The organism is Jeotgalicoccus sp. WY2, from assembly GCF_018437745.1.
GTDB classification, from domain to species: domain Bacteria; phylum Bacillota; class Bacilli; order Staphylococcales; family Salinicoccaceae; genus Jeotgalicoccus; species Jeotgalicoccus psychrophilus.
This window is the reverse complement of record NZ_CP049818.1, coordinates 156,143-178,372: the sequence shown is the minus strand read 5'-3', so window position 1 is coordinate 178,372 and position 22,230 is coordinate 156,143. Positions and strand designations below refer to the sequence as shown.

The 22,230-nt window shown below is 40.8% G+C and carries 22 protein-coding genes and 9 pseudogenes; 2 read left to right on the top strand and 29 right to left on the bottom strand.

Annotated features, from left to right (window positions below; genetic code table 11):
• Positions 1–66: 66 nt before the first annotated feature.
• From G4D76_RS14080 to G4D76_RS00940, 10 genes and pseudogenes are all read right to left on the bottom strand, one after another.
• Positions 67–267 (bottom strand): Nif3-like dinuclear metal center hexameric protein, encoded by a 201-nt coding sequence (locus G4D76_RS14080; protein WP_250130074.1) that lies wholly within the window; start codon positions 265–267, stop codon positions 67–69.
• Positions 251–942 (bottom strand): annotated as a pseudogene (locus tag G4D76_RS00985) (tRNA (adenine(22)-N(1))-methyltransferase TrmK). Before G4D76_RS00985 ends, G4D76_RS14080 begins: the two are co-directional and overlap by 17 nt.
• Positions 943–1,000: 58 nt before the next feature.
• The gene (locus G4D76_RS00975) at positions 1,001–1,381 is read right to left on the bottom strand and encodes a c-type cytochrome (RefSeq protein WP_213810289.1); all 381 of its coding nucleotides are present in this window, start codon (positions 1,379–1,381) and stop codon (positions 1,001–1,003) included.
• Positions 1,382–1,473: 92 nt separating this feature from the next.
• Positions 1,474–2,582: pseudogene (rpoD, locus tag G4D76_RS00970) on the bottom strand (RNA polymerase sigma factor RpoD).
• A 25-nt stretch (positions 2,583–2,607) separates the two neighbouring features.
• Positions 2,608–3,006 (bottom strand): hypothetical protein, encoded by a 399-nt coding sequence (locus tag G4D76_RS00965; protein WP_213810288.1) that lies wholly within the window; start codon positions 3,004–3,006, stop codon positions 2,608–2,610.
• Positions 3,003–3,227 (bottom strand): hypothetical protein, encoded by a 225-nt coding sequence (locus G4D76_RS00960; RefSeq protein ID WP_213810287.1) that lies wholly within the window; start codon positions 3,225–3,227, stop codon positions 3,003–3,005. The genes G4D76_RS00965 and G4D76_RS00960 overlap by 4 nt, the downstream gene beginning before the upstream one ends.
• Entirely contained in the window at positions 3,224–3,550 is a 327-nt protein-coding gene (locus tag G4D76_RS00955; protein WP_213810286.1) for a toprim domain-containing protein, read from the bottom strand. Before G4D76_RS00955 ends, G4D76_RS00960 begins: the two co-directional genes overlap by 4 nt.
• 8 nt (positions 3,551–3,558) lie before the next feature.
• On the bottom strand, positions 3,559–4,356 hold the full coding sequence (dnaG, locus tag G4D76_RS00950) for a DNA primase (protein WP_213810285.1): 798 nt from the start codon (positions 4,354–4,356) through the stop codon (positions 3,559–3,561).
• A 4-nt stretch (positions 4,357–4,360) separates the two neighbouring features.
• Positions 4,361–5,185: a pyruvate, water dikinase regulatory protein gene (locus G4D76_RS00945; protein WP_026858172.1), complete on the bottom strand. Its 825-nt coding sequence runs from the start codon at positions 5,183–5,185 to the stop codon at positions 4,361–4,363.
• A 7-nt stretch (positions 5,186–5,192) separates the two neighbouring features.
• The gene (locus G4D76_RS00940) at positions 5,193–5,810 is read right to left on the bottom strand and encodes a transcriptional regulator CcpN (protein ID WP_026858173.1); all 618 of its coding nucleotides are present in this window, start codon (positions 5,808–5,810) and stop codon (positions 5,193–5,195) included.
• Positions 5,811–6,105: 295 nt separating this feature from the next.
• Here G4D76_RS00940 and G4D76_RS00935 point away from each other — a divergent pair.
• Positions 6,106–7,482, top strand: a pseudogene (locus G4D76_RS00935) (glycine--tRNA ligase).
• A 140-nt stretch (positions 7,483–7,622) separates the two neighbouring features.
• Complete coding sequence (locus G4D76_RS00930; RefSeq protein WP_250130073.1) at positions 7,623–8,156, top strand: SCO family protein; 534 nt, start codon at positions 7,623–7,625, stop codon at positions 8,154–8,156.
• A 181-nt stretch (positions 8,157–8,337) separates the two neighbouring features.
• Here the strand turns inward: G4D76_RS00930 and recO are convergent, their stop codons facing one another.
• From recO to G4D76_RS00840, 19 genes and pseudogenes are all read right to left on the bottom strand, one after another.
• Complete coding sequence (gene recO, locus G4D76_RS00925) at positions 8,338–9,081, bottom strand: DNA repair protein RecO (RefSeq protein ID WP_213810284.1); 744 nt, start codon at positions 9,079–9,081, stop codon at positions 8,338–8,340.
• Positions 9,082–9,095: 14 nt separating this feature from the next.
• On the bottom strand, positions 9,096–10,004 hold the full coding sequence (era, locus tag G4D76_RS00920) for a GTPase Era (RefSeq protein ID WP_026858177.1): 909 nt from the start codon (positions 10,002–10,004) through the stop codon (positions 9,096–9,098).
• Positions 10,004–10,411, bottom strand: a pseudogene (gene cdd / locus G4D76_RS00915) (cytidine deaminase). Before cdd ends, era begins: the two are co-directional and overlap by 1 nt.
• Positions 10,412–10,428: 17 nt before the next feature.
• A complete protein-coding gene (locus tag G4D76_RS00910) occupies positions 10,429–10,770 on the bottom strand; it encodes a diacylglycerol kinase family protein (protein WP_026858179.1) in 342 nt (113 codons plus the stop codon).
• Entirely contained in the window at positions 10,766–11,227 is a 462-nt protein-coding gene (gene ybeY, locus G4D76_RS00905; RefSeq protein ID WP_213810283.1) for an rRNA maturation RNase YbeY, read from the bottom strand. Before ybeY ends, G4D76_RS00910 begins: the two co-directional genes overlap by 5 nt.
• Positions 11,224–12,175, bottom strand: a pseudogene (locus G4D76_RS00900) (PhoH family protein). Before G4D76_RS00900 ends, ybeY begins: the two are co-directional and overlap by 4 nt.
• 182 nt (positions 12,176–12,357) lie before the next feature.
• Entirely contained in the window at positions 12,358–13,059 is a 702-nt protein-coding gene (locus G4D76_RS00895) for a hypothetical protein (RefSeq protein WP_213810282.1), read from the bottom strand.
• Positions 13,060–13,072: 13 nt separating this feature from the next.
• A pseudogene (gene floA, locus G4D76_RS00890) lies at positions 13,073–14,079 on the bottom strand (flotillin-like protein FloA).
• A gap of 18 nt (positions 14,080–14,097) precedes the next feature.
• Positions 14,098–14,568 (bottom strand): NfeD family protein, encoded by a 471-nt coding sequence (locus tag G4D76_RS00885; protein ID WP_250130072.1) that lies wholly within the window; start codon positions 14,566–14,568, stop codon positions 14,098–14,100.
• Between the two features lie 332 nt (positions 14,569–14,900).
• Positions 14,901–15,077, bottom strand: a complete 177-nt coding sequence (rpsU, locus tag G4D76_RS00880) for a 30S ribosomal protein S21 (protein ID WP_026858185.1) — start codon at positions 15,075–15,077, stop codon at positions 14,901–14,903.
• A gap of 101 nt (positions 15,078–15,178) precedes the next feature.
• On the bottom strand, positions 15,179–15,844 hold the full coding sequence (gene deoC, locus G4D76_RS00875; RefSeq protein WP_213810281.1) for a deoxyribose-phosphate aldolase: 666 nt from the start codon (positions 15,842–15,844) through the stop codon (positions 15,179–15,181).
• A 51-nt stretch (positions 15,845–15,895) separates the two neighbouring features.
• Entirely contained in the window at positions 15,896–16,612 is a 717-nt protein-coding gene (locus G4D76_RS00870; RefSeq protein ID WP_213810280.1) for an RsmE family RNA methyltransferase, read from the bottom strand.
• Complete coding sequence (gene prmA / locus G4D76_RS00865) at positions 16,612–17,343, bottom strand: 50S ribosomal protein L11 methyltransferase (protein WP_250130263.1); 732 nt, start codon at positions 17,341–17,343, stop codon at positions 16,612–16,614. The genes G4D76_RS00870 and prmA overlap by 1 nt, the downstream gene beginning before the upstream one ends.
• Complete coding sequence (locus G4D76_RS14075; RefSeq protein ID WP_250130071.1) at positions 17,333–17,545, bottom strand: 50S ribosomal protein L11 methyltransferase; 213 nt, start codon at positions 17,543–17,545, stop codon at positions 17,333–17,335. Before G4D76_RS14075 ends, prmA begins: the two co-directional genes overlap by 11 nt.
• Positions 17,546–17,548: 3 nt before the next feature.
• Positions 17,549–18,658: pseudogene (dnaJ, locus tag G4D76_RS00860) on the bottom strand (molecular chaperone DnaJ).
• A gap of 84 nt (positions 18,659–18,742) precedes the next feature.
• Positions 18,743–20,589 (bottom strand): annotated as a pseudogene (dnaK, locus tag G4D76_RS00855) (molecular chaperone DnaK).
• Between the two features lie 27 nt (positions 20,590–20,616).
• Positions 20,617–21,144: pseudogene (gene grpE, locus G4D76_RS00850) on the bottom strand (nucleotide exchange factor GrpE); the annotation flags it as partial.
• 89 nt (positions 21,145–21,233) lie between these two features.
• Positions 21,234–21,680, bottom strand: a complete 447-nt coding sequence (locus G4D76_RS00845) for a hypothetical protein (protein WP_371814639.1) — start codon at positions 21,678–21,680, stop codon at positions 21,234–21,236.
• 208 nt (positions 21,681–21,888) lie between these two features.
• Positions 21,889–22,197 (bottom strand): DeoR family transcriptional regulator, encoded by a 309-nt coding sequence (locus G4D76_RS00840; RefSeq protein ID WP_213810279.1) that lies wholly within the window; start codon positions 22,195–22,197, stop codon positions 21,889–21,891.
• Positions 22,198–22,230 lie beyond the last annotated feature (33 nt).

The window sequence follows — 22,230 nt, the reverse complement described above, 5'->3', positions numbered from 1 at the left end:
TCTTAATCAGTTTGCGGATGACCAGCCCCGGCCCTTCGTTTACCACTTTTGAAATTTCAGGGAAAATTAAAGGATGATGGGATAATAACTGGCATTTTTCATGACGGCTTCATCAACAGTATCAGCACTGCAGTCAAGCGCAGTAATAATACCTGTTACTGTGTCCTCTTCATTACCAACCAGCAGTCCCGTATTATCCCATTTTTCACTGTCTGAAAATGGGGCAATTCCATTTAATTGTTTAAGCAGATCACTTATCTTTAACATTCTCCAGCACCTCATCGACATATTTAAGATTAGATTCAAGTCTTTCAACTTTATCTATATTCTTCTCTCTATCGTTGATACCATTTAATATTTTCTCCATATGACTCTTTTCACGTTCCAGCTGCCCGATAAACACCGGTTCTCTTTTTTCTATATTTACAGGACCAAAACGCAGTTCAGCTTCACTGTATTCAACAGCTTCTTTTGAATGGTCAAAAACAATAATATCGTAAAAATGAGGACCGTCTTTTAACTGCAGTTCCTCGGTAATCTTATAATTATGTTCAGCCATTATTTTACGTATTGGATAAGGATAAGTATTGGCCTGCACGATAAAGCGCGGTGTACCTTGAACAAACTTCATTCCGCTTTCAATAATACTTGCGATTAATGGTCCGCCCATGCCGCAAATCGTAATAGTATCAGCATCATCCATACTGCGAAGGACAGATAAACCGTCTCCCAGTCTGATTTTAATTTCATCGGATAATTTATTCTGCTGTACATTTTTAACAGAAGAATCATAAGGTCCTCTGGCAATTTCTCCGCATATCGCTTTTTTAATAATATTTCATTTACAGCGTAAATCGGTAAATACGCATGATCGGAACCGATATCAACAAGTGCATCTCCAACAATATATTCTGATACTGTCTTAAGCCTCTGGTTTAACATTTCCTCACTCCTGTATTAAAAAAAGACTCCCATCATTGAGAGTCTTTTTTATAGATAATTACTGTTCAGAAAAGAACTGATATAAAGCTGTAAGTTCTTCATCTGCAATCTGGTCTGCCGAGAATGCAGGCATAGAACCTTGACCGTCACGTACGATTGACGTGAACTCGTCTTCAGCAAGACTTGTTCCAACTAGTGCAGGACCCATTCCGCCGCTGAAGTCTTGACCGTGACATGAAGCACAGGTATCACGAGCGATACCTTCTGCGTCAACGTCGCCGCTTGATGCTTCTTCGCCGCCGCCTGATTCCTCAGAACCTTCTTCTGTTGCAACATCTTCTTCACCGTCATCAGTTGCGCCTAGTCCGGAAAGCAGGAACACAAGTCCGACTCCAAGGAATATAATCAGTAAGAATGGAATTATAGGATTTTTATTCATTATACCCCCTCATCTGTTATTCATGTTATCTCATATAAATTGTATCTCAAATTGTGTCAAAGTCAAAACAATTTTAAGAAAATATTACACTGCTAATCCATAAAGTCTTTTAATTTCTTACTTCTCGATGGATGTCTTAATTTGCGCAGTGCTTTTGCTTCAATTTGTCTGATACGTTCGCGGGTAACACCGAATACTTTACCTACTTCTTCCAATGTGCGCGTGCGTCCATCGTCAAGACCGAAACGCAGACGGAGTACATTTTCTTCACGATCTGTCAGGGTATCAAGCACGTCTTCGAGCTGTTCTTTTAACAGTTCGTAAGCTGCATGATCTGACGGGCTCTGTGCATCCTGATCTTCGATAAAGTCACCAAGATGGCTGTCGTCTTCTTCACACCGATAGGCGTTTCAAGAGACACAGGCTCCTGAGCGATTTTAAGAATTTCACGGACTTTTTCAGCAGGCAGATCCATTTCTTCACCGATTTCTTCAGGAGTCGGTTCGCGTCCTAAATCCTGAAGCAGCTGGCGCTGAATACGGATGAGTTTGTTAATTGTCTCAACCATGTGTACCGGAATACGGATTGTTCTTGCCTGGTCGGCAATAGCACGAGTAATCGCCTGGCGAATCCACCAAGTTGCATAAGTCGAGAATTTAAAACCTTTAGTAAAGTCGAATTTTTCTACAGCTTTAATCAGCCCCATGTTTCCTTCCTGAATCAGGTCAAGGAAGAGCATGCCGCGTCCGACATAGCGTTTTGCAATACTTACCACGAGACGTAAGTTTGCTTCAGCCAAGCGGCTTCTCGCAATATCGTCCCCCTGCTCGATACGTTTCGCCAGTTCTACTTCTTCAGCAGCAGTTAATAAATCAACTCGTCCGATTTCTTTAAGGTACATACGCACAGGGTCGTTAATTTTAACGCCTGGAGGTGCACTCATATCAGAGAGATCCAGTTTTTCGTTTGTATCCGACGAATCTTTTTCATTAATCATCTGAACTTCATTTTCGTTTAATTCTTCGAAAAATTCGTCCATCGCATCTGAATCCAGCTCGAAGTTTGCTAATTTATCTGCAACTTCTTCATGAGACAGCTGGCCGTCCTTTTTCCCTTTTTCCAACAGGTATCCTTTCGCCTGTTCGACAGTTGTGAATTCAAGTTCTTTAATTTCAGCTGCAATTGTTTTTTTCTTCGCCATACTGTGCCTCCTAAGTTATCAAAAACTACATTTTGTACGTCCGGTTAAGCTCAACTAGTTCCTGGGTAAGCTTAATCTGCAGTTCAAAGTCATTATCACGTTCCGCAACTTCAAGTCTGCGGTATAATTCCTGTTTTTCGTTTTCACTATTTCTTATACCACTTAAATCTTCCAGATAATCATTTATTTCACTATGTGAGACATCTTCATGAATCGACATGCCGTCGAGTTCTATCAATGTGTCCGTCAGTGCGGGATCAAGATAATTAAGGGCTAGAGACAGATCGAAAACTGTATGTGCTTCAAAATAGGCACAAAGTCCTCTTATTATATCATAGTAAGGACCGTAAGTTAAGACATTCCCATCAAGCGTATCACTGTATTCAAGCAGATACTCGCGGTTTACCATCATTATTCTCGTCACATAGCGTTCTTTTTTCTGACGCTGTGATAATGCTGACGCTGCGGTTCAGGTATAGCGTAGTTTGTCTCCTGCCTCACCGGTTGTGGTATTTGCCCGGATAACGCCTGCTTATCGACACCGAAAATAGAACTGATTGTACCAACCAGCCGTTCAGCTGTTAAATGATCACTGACATACTGCATGTCGTTTGCAAGTGAGTTCAAGTGCTGTGTAAACTTCATGTCGTTCTCTTTCGCGTCGTGGCGCAGGACTTCTGCTTTAAAGTGCAGATAATGCTGCTGCTGGTCCTGAATAAACTGTTCAAATACCTCTGCACCAAACGTTTCAATATTTCATCCGGGTCCATTTTATCAGGAATTTTCTGCACATAGACATTTAGGCCGCGCTTAAGGAGAGTATCCCCCACTTTCAGCGTAGCATTTCGTCCGGCAGAGTCGCCGTCGAACATAATCGTGACGTTTGATGACAGACGTTCAAGCAGATTTAAATTTTCCTGGCTGAGTTCCGTTCCCATCGTTGCAACGATATGTCTGACCTTGGTCATTTTAACTTTTAAAACGTCAAGAGACCTTCCATTAAAATGATGTTATCGAGCTTTCTGACATGTTTTCTGGCATCGTTTAAGTTAAAAAACAGTTCCCGTTTTTTAAATATTTCTGTTTCAGGTGTATTTAAATATTTGGGTTCACTGCCGTCGATGCTCCTCGCAGTATAGCCAACGTGGTGTCCCTGATGATTCTTTATTGGAATCATAATGCGCCCGACAAAGCGGTCGTAATAAGAAAAGTTTTCTTCATTTCTGGACAGCAGGCCTGCCTGGTATGCCGTTTCTTCGTTATAGCCCTGTTCAAGCAGTGCATTTTTTGCAAAGTAAGACATATTCGGTGCGAAACCAATTTTTTCAGCGCGGATCAGATCTGTGCTGAAGCCTCTGTCCAGCAAGTATTGGAGCGATTTTTCACCCTCGTTGGTGTTCATAAGAAGATGATGGTAAAGATCCGTCATATAATCGTGCATGCGGATAAGCGTCATATCGCTTTCAGCAACATTGCTCGTTTCAGTATCTATTTTTATATTCAGCGGTTCTCCGAGTTTTGCTGCCGCTTCAGCGAAAGACATACTCTCAATTTCCATTAAAAACTGGAATACGTTACCGCCCTTTTTACAGCCGAAACAATGTGCAATCTGTTTTTCCGGACTGACGGAAAAGGATGGTGTCTTCTCATCGTGAAACGGACAGAGACCAACATAGTTTCTCCCGCGCCGTTCAAGTTTAATATAACTTGCAACTAACTCAGTGATGTCGGTCTCGTCCTTTATTTTAGCTATGGTTTCCTCGGGTATTCTCAAATTATCACCCTCTAATATTACTATCGCTGTCTACGTATTTCATAATAGCATTCGCTGTTTCCTCAATCGCTTTATCGGATACGTCTATTATCGGACAGCCTATTTTACCGATTATTTCATCGAAGTAAGTAAGCTCGTCTTCAATGCGCGTACTGTTGGCATACATTGCTGTGTCTTTTAAGCCGAGCTGGCTTAAACGCTCCTTGCGGATTTTATATAATGTATCCGGGTTAATGCGCAACGCGACACACTTTTCAGGGTCTACATCGAATAATTCAGCCGGCGGCTTCACTTCCGGTACGAGCGGAACATTCATCACTTTGTATTTCTTTAAAGCTAAAAATTGCGACAGCGGTGTTTTCGAAGTTCTTGAAACACCAAGCAGCACGATATCTGCCTTATCAAGTCCGCTTGTATCTTTGCCGTCATCGTATTTCACAGCAAATTCAATCGCTTCGATTTTTTTGAAATACTCTTCGTCAAGACGGTGAACACGGCCAGGTTCATTGTATGGTTCAAGACCTGTTGCTTTCGCTATTTCATCCATCAGCGGCCCCATTACATCGATATAGGAAATGTCTTCTTTTTCGAGTTCAGCGGCCATGTATGTTCTTAAATCAGGTGTAATTAAAGTATAGACGACTAATGCATTTTTGCTTTTAGCTAAATCTATCACGTCATCAATGTCATCGCAGCTGTTCACATACGGATAACGATCGATGACATTATCGGGTGCGTCGATTTTAAATTGTGACAGGCATGCTTTCGTTACGAGTTCGCCTGTTTCTCCGACTGAGTCTGATGCAACGATTATTTTAAAATTCGACATTATTTTTTCACTCCATTAAATTTACAAATACTTTTGTAATATTGGTTTTAGTAATCCTGCCTGTAACTTCAATTCTGCCGTTACTTTCTTTTACTACCGGCAGTGAATCAATCTGTCTGTCAATGATCTGTTTTGCAACATATAAAAGAAGGTCATCCGGATAACACATCGTAATGTTGGGCGTCCGGGTCATTACTGCACTGACCGGCGTATTTTCTGTATCATTGAAACTCATCGTTCCTTTTAACAGGTCTTTTCTTGAGACAACACCGGCCAGAGACTGCTCGTTATCAATAACGTACAGCGTGCCTACATCTTCCAGGAACATCTTGACGATTGCATCGTAAATACTTGTTTCAACAGTAATTAAAATAGGTAAACTTTGTACATCCCGCACTAATATATTATTTACTTTAAGTGCGATGACGTCGTTTGTTTCTTTGCCGGTATAAAAATAACCGACACGAGGTCTTGCATCCAAAAAGCCGGACATCGTCAATATAGCCAAATCCGGTCGTAATGTCGCACGGGTCAATGACAGCTGTGCGGCAATTTTACTGCCCGTAATCGGCCCGTGCTGCTTAACTATGCTTAGAATTTTTTCTTGGCGTTCGTTCAGTTCCACGTTCTCACTCCCAACATTAATATTATATAATATTTACAGAGATAAAGAAATATGATCGTACTTGCATTCATTCTGCTCTAATTATATAATAGCCTTAAGCGAGTCAGGAATGGTGTGAGCCTGGCAGCAAATATGGCATAATAATTTACAAATACAATTAATTTTATATATAAAAGCGAGTTTTCTTACTAAATTGGGTGGAACCGCGGGCTACGCTCGTCCCTGGATAGCATTTTTTATGCTGTCCAGGGACTTTTTTATATAAAATTAATAATAAAAAGGAGCTGCATTAACTATGAACATGGACACAATTGTAAACCTGGCAAAAACAAGAGGCTTTGTTTTCCCCGGCAGTGACATATACGGCGGTCTTGCAAACACTTGGGATTACGGTCCGTTAGGTATCGAACTGAAAAACAACGTTAAAGCTGCATGGTGGAAAAAATTCATTCAGGAATCTCCGTATAATGTCGGACTGGATGCTGCAATTTTAATGAATCCGAAAACTTGGGAAGCTTCAGGTCACTTAAATAACTTTAACGACCCAATGATCGACTGTAAACAATGTAAATCACGTCACCGTGCTGACAAATTAATTGAAGATGTTATGCAAAAAGAAGATGACACTTTCGTTGCAGATGGTTTATCATTCGAAGCAATGAAAGATATTATCGACGACAAAAATATTGACTGCCCGACTTGCGGTGCTCACGAGTACACTGACATTCGCCAGTTCAACTTAATGTTTAAAACATTCCAGGGGTGTAACAGAAGGCTCAACTAACGAATTATTCCTCCGTCCTGAAACTGCACAAGGTATCTTTGTTAACTATAAAAACGTTCAGCGAGCTATGCGTAAAAAACTTCCATTCGGTATCGGACAGGTTGGTAAATCATTCCGTAACGAAATTACACGGGTAACTTCACATTCAGAACACGTGAATTCGACCAGATGGAGCTAGAATTCTTCTGTAAGCCCGGTACTGAAATGGAATGGCAAACTTACTGGAAAGAATTCGCTGTTAAATGGCTGAAAGATTTAAACTTAAGCGAAGAAAACACGCGTCTAAGAGAACATGATGAAGATGAACTTTCACACTACTCTAACGCGACAACTGATATTGAATACAAATTCCCGTTTGGCTGGGGAGAGCTGTGGGGCGTTGCCAGCCGTACAGATTTTGACCTTCGACAGCACATGGAACATTCAAACGAAGATTTCAGATATCACGACCCTGAAACTAACGAAAAATATATTCCATACTGCATCGAGCCGTCACTCGGTCTTGACCGTATGACTTTAGCATTCCTTACAGATGCTTATGATGAAGAAGAACTTGAGTCAGGGGACTCACGCACAGTGCTGCGTCTGCACCCTGCTCTTGCACCATATAAAGCGGCAGTACTGCCTTTATCGAAAAAATTAAGCGGAGATGCTATGGAAGTATACAGCATGCTCGCCGCTGACTTTAACATCGAATTCGATGAGTCACAATCAATCGGTAAACGTTACCGCCGTCAGGATGAAATCGGTACACCGTACTGTATTACATTTGACTTCGATTCAGCTGAAGATAAAAAAGTAACAGTAAGAGACCGCGATACGATGGAACAGACACGTATTGCAATTGACGAACTGCATAATTTCCTATCATCAAGAATTAAGTTTTAACATCATGGGTGCCTCAAACTATTGGGGCACCTTTATACATATAATTATTATTTTAATGGAGGATGCTTATGTTTAGAAGCACTCTGCTTATAGTCCTCGTTATGCTGCTTGCCGCATGAGGCAGCGAGGAAGTTGAGCCGATGTCTTATTACGGCAATGCGCTGAATGATTTTGAAGCTGTAAATCAGCATAATGAAACATTTACATCAGATGATATGGACGGGAAAGTATGGCTTGCCAATCTTATATTTACCGAGTGCGTTACGGTATGCCCTCCGATGACACAGAATATGACCGAGCTGACTCAGGAACTTGCAGAAGAACACCTTGAGGATGTTGGTATTATCAGTTTTTCTGTAGATCCTGATACAGATACACCGGAAGTGCTCAGCGAATATATGAGCTGGTATAATCCGGCAGATAATATTGAATGGCAGCTTGTTACGGGATACGAATTTGAATATCTGCGCGATTATGCACTGAACAACTTCAAATCGATAGTGAAACTGCCGCAGGACGGCTCAAATCAAGTACTGCACGGGACTGCGATTTATTTAATCGATGAAACCGGCACGCTGATCAAAGACTATATCGGCGTTGATGCAGGAGATAATACGTTTGAGACAGAAGAGATTGTAAAAGATGTTAAGACGATGACGAGTAATTTAGATTAATAATTTATAAAAAACGCACTTGATTTCCTGGGTTCAGGAGTCAGGTGCGTTTTTTGTTTTGTGTATACATGAAGCGTTGTCATGACTGCGTAAATGATTATTCATATACATGAGTCTCAATCATAACTACTGAAAAAGAAATACGTATACATGAGGTAACCTAATGTATACGTATTTGTCTTCACTGCGGATCTATTAATTTCTTACTTCTGAAATATACACCGCTGTATTCATCGTACAGCACTTCAATAAATTTAAGCAGCTGTCTGCCGATGTCTGCCGATATTTTTATGCTGTTCACATCTTCGAGTTTTACCGATTTTAAATACAGTGCAAAATACAATACTCTGTTGCTGACAGGTATTGCCCGTTCGAGCGTTTCTTCTGTCAGACAGTCGTGGCAGATGACGTTATGGTATTTAAATGAATAATGGCTGTACTTTTTATAGTCACTTCTGCCGCATACTGCACAGCTGTCGAGATTCAGCTGACCGCCGTAGGCCGGAAGCATTTTGACCAGTACAAGTGACGTGACCCCAAAGCTTTCATTGCCATCATCCAGCAGGTTAAATGCTTTTTTCAGCAGTCTGTAAAATCCCGGTTCAGCAATGTCATCTTCAAGCACTCTCGTAATGACTTCCAAAATATAACTTGCGTGTGTGTATACATCGAAGTCGCCGTTAATGTTTTTAAACCGCTCGGTCACGTCAACATCATTGAGTGTGCCCATGCCTTTAAAACGGTTATAAGTAAACAATGCTTCCAAATATCCCTGCCGCAGTGTAATAAACTGGTTTTTCGGTTTATTAAAACCGCGTGCCATTAATGGAACCTGTTCTCCCGTTTCTGTCAGTATAGTAATAATCCGGCTGGACTCGCTGTAGCTCGTCTGCCGGATCATCATACCAGTCTGTTGATAGATCATTATCTCACCCAGTTTTAATATTCTTCGTCTTTATACCCAAGCGACCTGATAAACGTAGGTTTATTGCGCCAGTCTTTTTGTACTTTAACCCACAGCTCAAGATATACTTTGCTGCCGAGGAGATTTTCGATATCCATACGCGCATGACGCCCGATTTCTTTCAGCATCTTGCCGCCTTTACCGATAACCATTCCTTTTTGTGATTCCCGTTCAACGTAAATCAGGGCTTCCACTCTGACTTTGCCGCCGTCATCGTCACCTTTCATTTTAAGCACTTCTACTCCAATCGCATGAGGCAGTTCCTGACTCAGCTGGTGAAGTGCTTTTTCACGAATCAGCTCACTCACGATAAAGTGTTCAGGGTGATCTGTAATACGGTCTTCCGGATAGTACATCGGCCCTTCCGGCAGGTGTGATTCAATCACAGTCAGAAGACGTTCGATATTATTTCCCTGAAGTGCTGAAATCGGCACTACATCACTGAAGTCCAGTTTATCTTTGTATACTTCAATCTGCTTAATCAGTTCATCCGGATGAATTAAGTCGATTTTATTTAACACTAAAATAATCGGTGTCTTCGTATTTTTAAGCATATCGATAATGAACTCATCACCGCGCCCGATTTCTTCAGCAGCGTTGATGACGAACAGAATTGCTTCTGTTTCACGGAGCGTATTGCGCGCAACTTTCATCATATGCTCACCAAGCTGGTGTTTCGGTTTGTGAATTCCAGGTGTATCGATAAAAATCATCTGAGTATTATCTTTTGTATATACACCTTGTATTTTATTTCTTGTCGTTTGCGGCTTGTCCGACATAATCGCAACTTTCTGCCCAAGAACTTTATTCATAAATGTAGATTTCCCTACATTTGGACGTCCGATTATACTGACGAAACCTGATTTAAATCCATCAAAATCCATTAATCCATATCCTTCCCGCTAAAACCGAGCGGCAGCAAATCGTCTACCGTCCGTTTTATTACTTCACCTGATTTACTCGTTAAGTAAACCGGCATTTCATCATGGCATAATTCTTTCATTACCTGTCTGCATTCACCGCATGGGCTTGCAGGTCCAGGTGCATCCGTCACGACTACAATCGCTTTGAATTTTCTCTTATTATTTGAATACGCGCTCACCAAGGCAGAACGTTCTGCACAAATTGATGCAGGATACGCAGCGTTTTCAATGTTCGCTCCGTAAATATTCATCATCTTCTGTAATTAATAGAGCACCTACATTAAAATTTTTGAGTAAGGTGTATATGCCCGTGACTGTGCTTCCTGCACTTCAGTCAGCCATTCTTTTTTAAATAATCCGTCGTTCATCTGATGTCCTCCTTATATTAAAGCAAATACGGCAGCAGGATAACCATACCGACGATTACAGCATATATACTCGCAAGCAGTACTGCCGCTGCTGCGATATCTTTCGCATAGCGTGCAAGTATATGGTAATCGCCGGTAATTAAATCCACCGTGTATTCAATTGCACTGTTCAATGTTTCTGTAATTAAAACTAAAAATACAGCAGTAATAATAAACAGCCATTCAACTGCTGTGATATTCACCGCAGCGCAAATACAAAGGACTGCTGCTGCAATAACAGAATGCAGTAAAAATTTCCTGTCTTTTTTAAACAGCTGAAAAAATCCCTGGAGAGGATGTTTAAACCGGTCTAAATTAATCGCGTGTCACACCGAATGCGTTTAATATTTCTTCTTGTTTGCCGTTCATTTCAGCTTCATCATCGCTCTCCATGTGATCGTAGCCAAGCAGATGTAAAAATCCGTGGAGGCTTAAAAACATCAGCTCACGGCGGTAGCTGTGGCCGTAATCATCAGCCTGCTCTTTCGCACGGTCGGTGCTGATAACAATATCTCCCAAAGTGCGCGGAGCATCTTCGTGAATAATATTCATGTCTCCTTCTTCAAGTGCGAAAGAAATGACGTCTGTTATGCTATCCTTATTACGGTAATCTCTGTTAATATTTTGGATTTCTTCATTTGACACGAAAGATACAGATACCTCTGCATCGCCTTCTTCTTTAAGATGATCGAATGCGAACGTTAACAGCTCCGATACTTCTTTAAGCTCAGACTCATCTACAAAATTTTCATCGTTAATAAAATCTATATTAATCATAAATTTGTATCCTTTTCATACGCAAGGATTATTTTAGAAACAAGCGGATGTCGGACGACATCTGTTTCATCCATGCGTTTAATAGCGATTCCTTTAATATTTTCAAGACGTTTTACCGATTCAACCAGTCCGCTTTTCGTCGAGCCCGGAAGGTCAATCTGTGTTTCATCGCCGGTAACTATCATTTTCGAACCGAAACCAAGACGTGTCAGAAACATTTTCATCTGCATTTCTGTCGTATTCTGAGCTTCATCCAAAATAACAAAAGCTTCATTCAATGTCCGTCCGCGCATATAAGCAAGCGGTGCAACCTCTATGACCCCGCGTTCAATTAAACGGTCAGTCGTCTCAGCTCCGAGAACCGCATGAAGTCCATCATACAGCGGACGCAGGTATGGGTCTACCTTCTCTTTTAAGTCCCCCGGCAGGAACCCGAGGTTCTCCCCCGCCTCCACCGCAGGACGCGTCAGGACGATGCGTTTAACCTGGTTTTCCCGCAGCATCTGGCATGCGATTACGACAGCTAAAAAAGTTTTACCGGTCCCGGCAGGCCCAATACCGAAAGTCAGGTCGTGTTTACGTATATTTTCTACATACTGACGCTGACCCGTTTTTCGCTTTAATACTTTTACCTTTAACATCTTTAGCGATTTCTTCGTTATAAAGATCTTGTAAATATTCGATGGTATCATTTTTAGCCATCATCGCAGCAGATTGCACATCTCTTAAAGAAATTGACATGCCGCGCTGAATTATTTTTAATAAATGAAGCAGCACATCTTCGACTAATTCGACGTCCTTTTCATCTTCGCCGCTGACAGTAATTTCATTGCCGAGCGTATGAATTTTAACTGCGAATTCGTCTTCCAGATATGTGATGTGTGAATCATTTGCACCTATTAAAGCCTGAGCTTCGTCAAGGCTGTCTATATTAATAATATTAGGCATTTACAAACCCCTTTATAATAGTCTTGTCTATTTAAATTTACCACTATCAATAGCCGACTGCAATTATTTCAGACATGATAAAACCATGCGGATGGTGATGATACCAATTATACTATTAAAAATTAAAAACAGGGCAGAGAATCTTTTTTTAGACTCTCTGCCCTGTTTTATTTTTCAGAAGCTTATCCATGCTTCCTGTTCAATTTTTGTTTGGACTTCGGCTTGCCGAGAACTTCCGACATAATAATGCCGTTAACGACAGCCTTAGAATCAAATTTCAAATCGTCTGAAGTGATACTTGTCTTTTCCTGTCCGCGGTTATGCATTTGAGTAAGATCATCCCCATATGAATAACGGAGCTTATCACCAATATCACTACCGAGACCATCTGTTTTAGCAGCGCGCTTATCATAACCTCTGGTATATGCACTCTCTCTTGCTTCAGATGCACGCTTCGCATGCTTCGAACGGTCTGTAATTCGTTTTTCGATATCAGAAATATTTTTAGACGCGTTTTGACGCTCGCGTGAATTCTGAATCGTTTCCCTTACAGGACGCTCAGATGCTTGTCTATCCGGCCTATTCTCACGTCCTGATGATTGAACCGGCTGCGGTTTAGACTCTCTGTTAGACTGTTGTTTTGTTTCTTGTTCGGATTGGTTAAATTCTTCATCAAATGCCTCTTGCAGCGTCTGGAAGAATCCTTTTTGTTCATTTGTATTCGTCCTTGTATCGGGTTGTCTGCTGCGGGGCGCAGTACTTTGCCTTCTGTCTAGCTTAGAAGTATCAATATTGCGGTCGCCTTCTTTTTCTTTGTTGTTTTTACCGGTTATGATAGAAGTAACAATACCGACGACTATAATTAGTAGTGGAATAAGTTCCATACTATATCACACCCTATTCTTCTTCGTTAAATTGTGTAGGGTTTGTCATTTTGTTAATTGAATCTCTCATGCTGGTATCTGCTTCAACATTTTTCAGATCGTAATAATCAGATGCTGATATATTGCCATCTTCTAATGCTTTAGCAAATGCAAGAGGTACTCTGGATTCTGCTTCTACTACTTTCGCTCTCATTTCCTGTACGCGGGCTTTCATTTCCTGTTCCTGAGCGACAGCCATCGCACGTCGTTCTTCTGCTTTCGCTTGTGCAATATTTTTATCGGCTACAGCTTGTTCAGTTTGAAGATCTGCACCGATGTTTTTCCGATGTCCACGTCTGCAATATCAATCGACAGGATTTCAAATGCAGTACCTGAATCGAGGCCTTTAGCTAAGACAGTCTGTGAAATACGTTCCGGGTTTTCAAGTACATCGGCATGCCTTGTAGAAGAACCGATAGTTGAAATTACACCTTCACCAACACGTGCGATGATTGTTTCTTCACCAGCACCACCGACAAGGCGTTCGATGTTAGCTCTAACCGTAATTCTTGCTTTCGCTTTAACTTCGATACCGTCAACTGCAACACCACGCGATAAATGGTGTTTCGATAACTTTAGGATAACACTCATCTGTACTGCTTCAAGTACGTCACGGCCTGCAAGGTCAATTGCAGCACAACGTTCAAATGTTAAATTAATATCTGCACGCTGTGCAGCTATTAGTGCGTCGACAACGCGGTCGACGTTACCGCCTGCTAAGAAGTGAGATTCAAGCTGGTTTGTTGACAGCTGAATGCCCGCTTTATGCGCTTTAATCATTGGTTCGATAACGCGTTTAGGTTTAACACGTCTAAGACGCATACCTACTAGAGTAAAGATTCCTACTTTAACCCCTGCAGCAATTGCTGAAATCCATAAACCGATTGGAACAAATGACAGGATAAATGCAATAACGATAATAATTACTACAAAAATAAGTAACGTTACGAGTGCACCGCCTGTAATAAATGCTAAATTCATTCTCCACTCTCCCTGTTTTTAATTTTCCGTTGGTCTGACGACAACTCTTGTACCTTCTACAAAAATAATTTTAACTTCTACATCATTTGTAATATACGAACCTTCGGCAACCGCATCGATACGCTCATCACCGAGGCGTATTGTCCCGGATGGACGAAGCACAGTATGAGTTACCGCGATTTTACCGACTAAGTGCGAACGGTCATCAAATGATGTATATCCTGATTCCTTGTCTGTTGCATCGTTTAAAATTAAACGATTGAGGAAAGGGATTTTACGTTTCTTATACTTCACAAATATCACCCACTCTATAATCACCATAATGAATATTACGGCTAAGAAAATACTGTATAAAAACACATTGCCGCTGACTATTAAAATACTTACACCAAAAAGCAAAACACCTATGGCTCCAAGAATCATACCAATGACAAAAAATTCTACGAGCATCAAGATTCCGCTTACAAGAATAAGTATCAGTGCCAGCAAATTATTATCTCCAGTAAGAAGGTGACCCGAGAAGAAGATAAATATCGACAGTACGGAAAGAACGCCGATAATATTTACTTTCTCAGAGAAGAGCTGACACCACACCAAGGAAAAATATTGATAATAATAGAAATGCAACAACGGGTGAAGTCACAACATCTATATAAAATTGAATTGAATTATTAATCATATATAAATACGAACCTCCCATGTACATCCCTCCTGATTCCGATTATACATTAACTGCAGTCAAATGAGAAATGTAGAAACAAAAAACAGCGCACAAAATGTGCGCTGTTAATATATATCACTTATCAGAGGGAAGAGTGATATTACTTGAACTTACGCTTACGCGCAGCTTCAGATTTCTTCTTGCGTTTTACGCTTGGTTTTTCGTAAAACTCTCTTTTACGTGCTTCTTGAATCGTACCGTTTTTAGAAACTGTACGTTTGAAACGACGCAGAGCATCTTCAATTGGTTCGTTTTGCTTAACAACTGTTTTTGACATTTGTTTTCCCTCCCTCCGATAATGCAAAAGGCTAATTCACATAGTCTATCCTATGTACTTTAGTATTATAATATATTACATTGTTTTCAGTCAACTGAAATTTAATAATCGCTGTCTGAAATTGCACCGTTAACGATAGCAATGCCGCTTGATGCACCGATTCTAGTTGCACCGACTTCAATCATTTTCATCGCGTCTTCACTAGAGCGTACACCGCCGCTTGCTTTAACGCCCATCTCTTCGCCTACTGTCAGACGCATTAATGCTACAGCTTCAACAGTTGCTCCGCCGCCGTTAAATCCGGTAGAAGTTTTAACAAAATCTGCACCTGCTTCTTTAGCTAGCTTAGATACAGTTACAATTTCATCTTCATTAAGAAGTGAAGATTCAATAATAACTTTTACAAGTGCTTCTTTGTTTGCCGCGTCTACAACGCTTTTAATATCATCTCTGACGTAATCAAGGTTGCCTGCTTTAAGCTGGCCGATATTAATTACCATATCCACTTCATCTGCACCGTTTGAAATCGCATCTTTTGTTTCGAATGCTTTTACTTCAGATGTCGTTGCACCATGAGGGAAACCGATTACTGTACAAACTTTAACTTCACTTTCTGCCAGTTTTTCTGCTGCAATCTTAACCCATGCAGGCTGAATGCAGACACTGAAGAAACCATGCTCATGTGCTTCTTCGCATAGAACTGCAATTTCTTTGTCAGTAACTTCAGGTTTTAATAATGTATGGTCAATATACTTTGCTATGCTCATTTAAATGACACTCCCAATAATTATATTCCTTGTAATAATAGCACAAATCAGCTATTCATAGTAGCTTCCAATTACAGAAAGTGCGTACAGCGGCGCTGTTTCTGCTCTTAATATTCTTCGTCCGAGCGCAACATTTTCATATGACTTAAATATTTCAGCCTCTTTTTCAGAAAAACCGCCCTCAGGTCCGAATACAACCGCAATCGTGTGTGCAGCAGAAGCGCTGAGAACATTCTTAATTGAACGACCTTTGAGATTATTATCTTCATATGCAAATAGCACGAGATCATATTTTGTAAAATCCATTGCTGTTAACTTTTCGGCAAATGAAATTCCAGGTATTTTAGTGCGCCTGCTCTGTTCAGCAGCTTCCCTCGCAATTTTTTCATAGCGGATAAGCCTGCTGTCTTCTTTTTTTGCAGTCAGTTTCACGACGCTGCGCTCGGCTTTATACAGGACAAATTCATGTGCACCAAGCTCGGTGGATTTTTGAATCACGACGTCCATCTTGTCGCCTTTTAACAGGGGCGAATACAGTGTAATATTTACCGGGAGCTCAACTTCACTCTCTATTTTCTCAGTAACTTTATACGTCACAGGCTCTAGGTCAGTCAGCTGAACAGCATAAGCACTGCCAGTCTTGTCAACAATGTTAAATTCATCATCAATTTTTGCACGCATCACATTTTTAATATGATGTATGTGCTTAGTATCCATGACAAATGTTTCATTAAGCGATACTGTTTCTTCGATAAAATATCTCTGCATTATGCCACCTTCACAGCTAAAATTGCTACCCAGCCTTCTTCTTCAAGAACCTCAGTAATTGAAAAACCGGCGGCTGTCATATGAGTAATAATCTCGTCGCGTTTTTCAACGATAATTCCCGACGCGATAAAACGCCCATTATCATTCAGCAGTGTATAAGCATCATCGATCATATCATCTATAATGTGAGCAAGAATATTAGCGACGACAACGTCGTAATTCTCTGTTTCATCTTTTAATAAATCTGCAGGCATTACTGTAATATCTGCACCGCAGTCATTTAAAGCAAAGTTCTCTTTAGAAACCTGCAGTGACAAGTCATCGATATCAGTCGCTTTTATGTTTCTTGCACCGAGTAAATAAGCACCGATTGCAAGAATACCTGAACCTGTCCCTACATCGATAACTTTGTCAGATGGTTTTATAACATCTTCCAGGAATGTCAGACACAGACTTGTCGTTGCATGGTCGCCCGTGCCGAATGCCATACCCGGATCGATTTTAATGACTTTATCGCTGTCGGCAATTTCGACGTCAGCATATTCCCACGAAGGAACGATTAAGAAGTTTCTGCCGACTTTGAAATTATGGAAATATTTCTTCCATTCATTTTCCCAGTCCATTTCATCTATCATGCCAGTTTTCACTTCAATTTCTTCTTTATAAGCCAAAGGTGTCTCTTCAATAAATCCTCTGATTTTCTTTAACTGCTCATCGATATTATAAGTCATCAAAATAAACTAATATTCGAATATCGCTGTCCGGATAGTCTTTCGGGTCCAGACGGAATTTTTCTTCAAAGTTATCAGTCTTAGATTTTAAAATATCTACGGAATGCTCAATGGATACACCTTTTGCGATTGTATTTAAGAAAATCGAAAACTGTTCTTCGTTCTCTTCTTTAGTGCTGATACTGACTTCATGCCATTTCATAGTTTACTCACCTTTAAAGAATCGTTTTGTTTTATCAAAAAATTTTCCTGCTGCTCGCTGATTACTTCACCGTTAATGTCTGCAAGCTGTTTAAATACTTCGCGTTCCTGTTCTGACAGGCGCGTCGGTGTCACAACTGTTACAGTGACATACTGGTCGCCGATGCCGAAGCCCTGGACGTTCTTAACGCCCTTTTCTTTCAATCTGAAGCGTCTGCCCGACTGTGTTCCTGCAGGTACTGTCAGCATAACTGATGAATTGATTGTCGGAACTTTCAATTCGTCGCCGAGAGCTGCCTGAGCAAATGAAATTTTAAGTTCATAGTGAATATCATCACCGTCACGTGTAAATTTAGCATCCTGCTTAACTCTGAAGACGATATAAAGATCGCCTGCCGGTCCGCCGTTCACACCAGGCTCACCTTCGCCTGATAAACGAATCTGCTGACCGTTATCGATACCTTCAGGTACTTTAACCTCGATATCAACATTTTTCTGAACTGTGCCGTGACCGTTACATTTGTCACATGCATGTTCGATTTCCTGACCCGTACCGCCACATGTAGGACATGTGCGCTGTGTTTGTACACGGCCGAAAGGGTGTTTTGTTCGACTGCTACATTACCTGCACCGGAACATGTTTTACATGTTGATTTTGATGTGCCGGGTTTTGTACCGTCTCCGTCACAAACATCACACAATACATCTTTTTAATCGTTACAGTTTAGTCGCACCAAAGACAGCTTCTTCGAAAGTAACTGTCATCGTATACTGCAGATCATCGCCCTTTTTAGGAGCATTCGGGTCTCTGACCGCCCCCGCCGAAAAACGAACTATATATCTTCAAAGCCGCCAAAGCCGCCGCCTAGAATCCGCCGCCGCCGAAGCCACCCTGAGAGTTCATACCTTCATGGCCGAACCGGTCGTATTGTGCACGCTGATTGTCGTCTGACAGCACCTCATATGCTTCAGCAACTTCTTTAAATTTCTCATCGGAACCATCTTTCATATCCGGGTGATGTTTTTTTGATAATTTGCGGTAAGCTTTCTTTATTTCTTCTTGTGTTGCATTTTTATCTAAACCGAGTATTTCATAAAAGTCTCTTTTAGCCACAATTTTCCCCTCCAACAGTCAATATAATACCATTTAAAAAAGTCAAAGCCAATGCGTTTGGCTTTGACTTTGGTGTTGAAGATTTTATTTTTTATCTTCGTCTTTATCGTCTTCGTCTACTTCTTTATATTCCGCATCGACTACATTGTCATCTGCATTTCCTGCTTCTGAACCAGCATCTGCTGCGCCTTCTTGCTGCTCTTGGGCCATTTGTTCGTAGAGTTTAGTTGTAACTCCTTGAACTGCCGATTCAAGTGCTTCTTTTTTCGTTTTAATCTCTTCTAAATCTGTGCCTTCAAGAGCTGTTTTAAGTTCTTCTTTAGCACTTTCAATTTGTTCTTTTTCATCAGTTTCAACTTTGTCGCCAAGGTCTTCTACTGCTTTATCGCTTGAGAAGATTAACTGATCTGCTTCGTTGCGGAGTTCAGCATCTTCTTTTTTCGCTTTATCAGCCTCTGCATTTTCTTCAGCCTCTTTTACCATTCTGTCGATATCTTCGTCAGTCAGGTTAGAGCTTGACTCGATTGTAATCTTCTGTTCTTTACCTGTACCTTTGTCAGTAGCAGTAACATTTACGATACCGTTTTTGTCGATGTCAAAAGTAACTTCGATTTGCGGTACACCTTTTGGTGCAGGTGGAAGATCTGTTAACTGGAAGCGTCCTAAAGTCTTATTGTCGCTTGCCATTGGTCTTTCACCCTGTACAACATGGATATCTACTGCCGGCTGGTTGTCAGCTGCTGTAGAGAATACCTGTGATTTGCTTGTAGGAATCGTCGTGTTTCTTTCGATAAGAACTGTAGATACATTCCCCATCGTTTCGATACCTAGTGATAATGGTGTAACGTCAAGTAATACTACGTCCTGAACGTCTCCTGTAAGCACTCCGCCCTGAACTGCTGCACCCATTGCGACTACTTCATCAGGGTTTACGCTGCGGTTAGGTTCTTTACCAAGTTCTTTCGTAATTGCATCCTGAACTGCAGGAATACGAGTTGAACCGCCGACTAAATAATTTCGTCGATTTCTGCTTTATTTACGCCAGCATCTTTAATTGCCTGACGGACAGGTCCCATTGTTCTTTCAACAAGTGAGTGTGTAAGTTCTTCGAACTTCGCACGTGACAGTGTTGTTTCAAGGTGTAACGGTCCTGCTTCTCCGGCAGAGATAAATGGTAATGAAATTTGTGTTGAAGAGACGCCTGATAAGTCTTTCTTAGCTTTTTCAGCTGCATCTTTCAAACGCTGCATAGCCATTTTGTCTTTAGATAAGTCGATACCCTGTTCCTGCTTGAACGTGTCGACCAGGAAATCGATAACTAAATCGTCAAAGTCGTCACCGCCGAGACGGTTGTCCCCTGCAGTTGCAAGAACGTCGAATACGCCGTCGCCAAGTTCTAAAATAGATACGTCAAACGTACCGCCGCCAAGGTCAAATACTAAAATGTTTTCTTCTTTGTCCTGTTTATCTAAACCGTATGCAAGTGCTGCTGCAGTCGGCTCGTTAATAATACGTTCAACTTCAAGTCCTGCAATGCGTCCAGCATCTTTTGTCGCCTGACGTTCAGAGTCATTGAAGTATGCAGGTACTGTAACAACAGCTTTAGTTACTTTTTCACCTAAATAGCTTTCAGCAGTTTCTTTTAAGTTTTGTAAAATCATTGCTGAAATTTCCTGCGGTGTATATTCTTTATCTTCTGCTTTTTCAACGTGGTCTGTACCCATATGTCTTTTAACTGACATAATAGTGTTCGGGTTTGTAATTGCCTGGCGTTTAGCTACACCAACCTGGCGTTCACCATTTTTGAATGATACTACAGAAGGTGTTGTACGGTTACCTTCAGCATTTTGAATTACTTTAGGTTCTCCGCCTTCTAAAATTGATACTACTGAGTTCGTTGTTCCTAAGTCTATACCGATTACTTTACTCATTTATATATTCCTCCAATTAATTAAATATTATTCGCTTACTTTAACCATTGTCGGTCTGATGACACGGTCTTTTAATATACCTTTTTGGAATTCTTCTATCACGATGTCGCTCTCTGAATCAGCCGCTTCGGTCATTACTGCCTGATGGAAGTTAGGATCAAATGGCTGATTAAGGGCATCAATCGCTTTAATATCATGTTTTTCCAATGTTTCAACAAGATTTTTGTACACCATTTCAACACCTTTGTTCAAGGCGATGAAACTTTCGTCTGTACCGTCGATAGCGAGCGCGCGTTCCAGGTTATCAATTACCGGAAGTAAGTTTTCAGCAAACTTCTGATCTTTGTACTTGCTGTTCAATTCAGCTTCCTGACGGTTGCGACGTTTAAAGTTTTCAAACTCAGCATAGAGTTTCAAATACTTATTTTCGCTTTCTTCGACTTGTTCTTTCATAGAAAGAAGTTCGTCTTCTAGTGAAACTTCATCATTTTTCTCAGTTTCTTCCTGTTCTGGTGTTTCTTCAGCTTCTTCAATTGCTTCCTCTTTAACAATTTCTTCCTGCTCTAGTGTTTCTTCAGCAGTGTTTACTGTTTTTGAAGTTTCGTCAACTGGCTTTGTTTCTTTTCTTCTTCGTTAGTCAATGCCTACACTCCTTTTTTAAATGAGTGAAGTAATTTAATAACTTGTTTGTAGCCCATTAATTCCGGACCGACAACAATTAAATTACCACTCAGTCCAGCGTGCTCAAAATTCGTTGTAATGACTGAAAGTGATTTATAACTTTCATCCAGTTCATCACCGAAGTAAATACTCACATCATTTGATGTCAGCTGTTCGACTGACTTATACAGTGCTTCGGATTCGATATCACCATATAAGTGTTCGAGCGTTTCTACTTCAGTTCTCATGTCCTGCAGTAAATAATTAAACCCAGCATGACCAATCGTCCGTTTCTGTACATCAACAGATGCCATAATTTGTGCAGTCACCTGATTGTACAAATCTCTTATTTCCATCGGAACATGCGCATTGTTCTTTAAAATAACACGCGTGTCACCGAGATTTTTATCGAGCAGCAATTCATTAAAAATGTTGCTTAACTTCTGAAAATCATCAATCGTTATATCGCGATTTGTTTTAAAGGCATCTGCCTGATTTCACCGCTGTTTAAAACGATGATTGCAATACTTGCAGTGTCGGTTAAAGGCGTATATAAGACCTTTAACAGTTTCATTATTTGCCACGAGTGAGACCTGAGTCAAATACTTCGTCCGCTCGCTGATCGTCAGTGCAAGCTCATCAGTTAATTTTTCTAATTATCCGTGCCCAATAAAGTTCAAAGGATTTAGCCGGTGATTGTTCAATATTCAGTTTAAGTTCTTCGATGTAGAATTTCAGAGCCTTTCTCGACGGCACCCGTCCAGATGACGTATGAGTCTTAATTAAAAAGCCTTCTTTTTCAAGCACTGCCATGTCATTTCTGATTGTAGCGCTCGACACATCGAAATTATATTTTTCCAATAAATGTTTTGAACTTATGGGTGTCATTACATTTAAGAAATCATCTACGATAAATGTAAGTATGATCTCCTGCCTTTCTGTTAGCAAAGAATCACCTCGTTAGCACTCTTCTCTCTTAAG

Bases quoted from the DNA above. Each gene is read 5' to 3' on its own strand.
- G4D76_RS14080 (WP_250130074.1), bottom strand. From the start codon at position 267: ATGTTAAAGATAAGTGATCTGCTTAAACAATTAAATGGAATTGCCCCA.
- G4D76_RS00975 (WP_213810289.1), bottom strand. From the start codon at position 1,381: ATGAATAAAAATCCTATAATTCCATTCTTACTGATTATATTCCTTGGA.
- G4D76_RS00960 (WP_213810287.1), bottom strand. From the start codon at position 3,227: ATGAAGTTTACACAGCACTTGAACTCACTTGCAAACGACATGCAGTAT.
- G4D76_RS00955 (WP_213810286.1), bottom strand. From the start codon at position 3,550: ATGACCAAGGTCAGACATATCGTTGCAACGATGGGAACGGAACTCAGC.
- G4D76_RS00945 (WP_026858172.1), bottom strand. From the start codon at position 5,185: ATGTCGAATTTTAAAATAATCGTTGCATCAGACTCAGTCGGAGAAACA.
- G4D76_RS00930 (WP_250130073.1), top strand. From the start codon at position 7,623: ATGTCTTATTACGGCAATGCGCTGAATGATTTTGAAGCTGTAAATCAG.
- recO (WP_213810284.1), bottom strand. From the start codon at position 9,081: ATGATCTATCAACAGACTGGTATGATGATCCGGCAGACGAGCTACAGC.
- era (WP_026858177.1), bottom strand. From the start codon at position 10,004: ATGGATTTTGATGGATTTAAATCAGGTTTCGTCAGTATAATCGGACGT.
- ybeY (WP_213810283.1), bottom strand. From the start codon at position 11,227: ATGATTAATATAGATTTTATTAACGATGAAAATTTTGTAGATGAGTCT.
- G4D76_RS00895 (WP_213810282.1), bottom strand. From the start codon at position 13,059: ATGGAACTTATTCCACTACTAATTATAGTCGTCGGTATTGTTACTTCT.
- rpsU (WP_026858185.1), bottom strand. From the start codon at position 15,077: ATGTCAAAAACAGTTGTTAAGCAAAACGAACCAATTGAAGATGCTCTG.
- deoC (WP_213810281.1), bottom strand. From the start codon at position 15,844: ATGAGCATAGCAAAGTATATTGACCATACATTATTAAAACCTGAAGTT.
- G4D76_RS00870 (WP_213810280.1), bottom strand. From the start codon at position 16,612: ATGCAGAGATATTTTATCGAAGAAACAGTATCGCTTAATGAAACATTT.
- prmA (WP_250130263.1), bottom strand. From the start codon at position 17,343: ATGACTTATAATATCGATGAGCAGTTAAAGAAAATCAGAGGATTTATT.
- G4D76_RS14075 (WP_250130071.1), bottom strand. From the start codon at position 17,545: ATGAAATGGCATGAAGTCAGTATCAGCACTAAAGAAGAGAACGAAGAA.